The sequence below is a fragment of the Mucilaginibacter sp. genome (assembly GCF_036383575.1).
Lineage (GTDB): Bacteria > Bacteroidota > Bacteroidia > Sphingobacteriales > Sphingobacteriaceae > Mucilaginibacter.
Map to the genome: position 1 here is coordinate 1 of NZ_DASVOB010000778.1, position 3,202 is coordinate 3,202.

The 3,202-nt window shown below is 45.3% G+C and carries 3 protein-coding genes; 2 read left to right on the forward strand and 1 reads right to left on the reverse strand.

Annotation, left to right across the window (positions count from 1 at the left end; all coding sequences use genetic code 11):
• Positions 1-58: 58 nt before the first annotated feature.
• Both VF500_RS27650 and VF500_RS27655 read left to right on the forward strand, forming a co-directional pair.
• Positions 59-1,279: an OmpP1/FadL family transporter gene (locus VF500_RS27650; protein WP_330862759.1), complete on the forward strand. Its 1,221-nt coding sequence runs from the start codon at positions 59-61 to the stop codon at positions 1,277-1,279.
• A 19-nt stretch (positions 1,280-1,298) separates the two neighbouring features.
• Positions 1,299-2,618, forward strand: a complete 1,320-nt coding sequence (locus VF500_RS27655) for an SGNH/GDSL hydrolase family protein (RefSeq protein ID WP_330862760.1) — start codon at positions 1,299-1,301, stop codon at positions 2,616-2,618.
• An 82-nt stretch (positions 2,619-2,700) separates the two neighbouring features.
• Here the strand turns inward: VF500_RS27655 and VF500_RS27660 are convergent.
• Positions 2,701-3,202 (reverse strand): patatin-like phospholipase family protein (locus VF500_RS27660; protein ID WP_330862761.1); only part of this gene is annotated, 502 nt, incomplete at its 5' end.

A 3,202-nucleotide genomic window follows, 5' to 3' on the forward strand; every position in this document is an offset into this window, starting at 1 on the left:
GACAGTTTCAAGTTGTAACCTAAAAGCAATTTCCTGTCGCGAACCAATTATAATTCTTATGAGAAAAATTTTACTCTTGGTGCTCACCATGGCGCCGCTGTTAGCTTTTTCCCAGGGTTTTCAGGTTAACCTGGAGGGGCAAAAGCAAATAGGTATGGGGCATACCGGTACGGGTATTGTACAGGATGGCGCTTCCATATTTTTTAACCCGGGCGCTGTGGCTATGCTGCCCGAAAATTATTTACAGGGAGGGATAAGTCCTTTATTTTTCAAATCCGTTTTCAACCCGGCCGGAACCTCCATACAGAACCACACTGCCAATAAGGTAGCAACGCCTTTTGAAGCTTATGCGGTATGGGGACCAAAATCTTCTTTCTGGAAATTCGGGATAGGTGTTTATACCCCTTTTGGCGGTTTAACCGACTGGGGTAATACCTGGCAGGGTAAATATGTGCTGGAAAGCCTTAACCTGAAAGCCATTTACATTCAGCCCACACTAAGTATAAAACTGGCAGACTGGATGAGCATAGGCGGAGGCTTTGTTTATAACCACGGCAGCGTCGATTTGACCCGGGCCATCCCCCTTGCAAACAGCAATGGCGAACCTGGTCAGGCCGAATTGAAAGGAGGCGGCAAAGGCTACGGCTGGAATGCGGGTGTTTACTTCAAAACAGAAGCGGGCATAACCGTAGGGATCACACACCGGTCGCAGGTAAACACTACCATTTCGTCAGGTAATGCCATTTTTAAAGTACCGGCATCGATACAAAGCAGTTTTCCGCAACCTAATACTTTTAGTGCAACCATACCGCTACCCGCCACCAATTCCATTGGTTTCGGCTTTTATCCCCGCAAATGGATCCTTGCCCTGGATGTTAACCTGGTTAACTGGGATTCTTATAAAACATTATCATTTGATTATAAAACCAATACGGCGATATTACAGGATACCCACTCTGCCCGGAATTACCAGCAGGCATACAGTATACGCGGTGGCGCTCAATATAAAGCCAATGATAAACTTGCCCTCCGGTTTGGCGGCGGCTATGCCGGCACTGCTGTTTTGGACGGCTATGTAACTCCCGAAGCTCCTGATGCCAACCGTGTTTATGGTACCCTTGGTTTAGGTTATACGGTAGCCAAACACCTTGATATTGATATCTCATTTGAGTATGAGCACCTGATGCAGCGTACCCAAACCAATATCGAATCGCAGTTATCAGGAACATTTAAAACCGATGTATATATACCGGGCATCTCATTGGCCTATCATTGGTAACCCTTAAAGAAATTAATACATGAAAACGTTTAAACAACATATTTATATTATTGCAGGGTTACTGTTATTAGGTGCCTGCAAGCCCGAGGTACATACGCCAAAACCGTCCGCCGGTTCTGTTGATTTTTCAAGATACATCGCCTTAGGCAATTCGCTTACTGCCGGCTATGCCGATGGAGGCTTATATCTTGCTGGCCAGCAAGTATCCTATCCCAGCATTATTGGCAAGCAAATGCAGTCGGTTGGCGGGGGAACATTTTCACAGCCGTTATTCAGTACCGCTCAGGCCAATGGATCGGGCTATTTGTCACTCACCGGGTTTAACGCTGATGGTACACCTATCACAACTCCGGTAACTACGAACCTTGCAATACGCGGGATACTTCCTGTCCCCGGTTTTGGAAATGTTACTTTATATACCAAATATACCGGCGATATCAACAACTATGGTGTACCCGGCATTAAGCTGCTGCATATCACTTACGCCCCCTACGGTAACCTTAACGGGTATTTTGAACGCCTGCTGCCAGGTAATGCGCCAACAAACTCCACTACCTATCTTGATTTTGTGATGGCTAAGCCGTTCACCTTTTTCTCAAACTGGCTTGGGAATAATGATGCTTTAGCGTATGCCACATCCGGAGGGGCAGGCGATGTACTGACAGACAAAAGCACATTTGCTGCTTTATACAGTGTATTGATAAACACCCTCACCGCCAAAGGCCAGAAAGGTGTAGTTGCAACCGTACCTGACGTAACCTCGATACCTTATTTTAATACTATTACCGTTAATGCAATACTGGCAGGTGTACAAAAGGCGAACCCGGCAGCAAAGGCTTTATACATCAACGCGCTGGTTTCAGGAAGCACCTATGCCCCACGTGCGGCAACTCCAAACGATCTTATCATACTTACCTTCCCTACAAGCAAGATCGGGCAACCGGTTGCAACGCCTGTTGGCAACCTTCCTTATGGTTTAACGCCATATACACCGATAGACAACCAGTATGTGCTTGACGAAAAAGAAGTGGCCCTTACCGCGGATTATGTTACTTCTTATAATAATACCATCAAATCTGTGGCAGCATCAAAAGGGCTGGCGGTATTTGATGCCTATACTTTTTTACAAAACATAAAACTGAATGGCCTGGTGGTTAACGGGGTAAGTGTTAATTCAAATTATATCAGTGGTGGGCTGTTCTCTCTGGACGGGGTGCACCTCACTCCTCGCGGATATGCTATTGTAGCCAATGAATTTATCAAAGCTATTAATGATAAATATAGTTCATCAATACCGCAGGTAAATATCTCGGATTATAATGGGGTTAAGTTCCCATAATTCGTTAAGTCGGAAGTCTTAAGTTCTAAGTCAAAAGCGGATTCGTTTTTTACACTTGGAACTTAAGGCTTTCGACTAAAGACTAAACATCAGCCGGTCTGTCTTTATTTTTTTGTGCCAGGACAACCTCTCTCAATTTTTCGTTGGCGTTGATGGCCTTTAGGCCCTCTTCGTAGCCTATCATATATATTTCTTCGGCTGCGTCGGTATCAAAAATACCGTAACCTCCCAAACCGTGAGGCTCAATAACTATGTCGCACAGCATTTTATGCGTATTGAGGCTTGAGTTAATGGTTATCATCGCAGCCCTGTCAACCAGGTTCCCAAAAGATTTGATGGTTGTAACCACCGGCAAATGGTTACAGCACGAACCAATGATCAGGTCGCAATTGCCTACCAGTGGTTCAACCGGAAAATTATTGAGGATGCCACCATCTACAAACATGTGGTCGTTGATCATAATGGGTTTAAAAATGCCCGGCAAACAGCAGGAAGCTAAAATTGCGATATCCAATTCGCCTTCGGTAAAGTAAACCAGCTTCGCTTCGCCAAGGTCGACAGCCGGAATGGTAACACGCATTTTG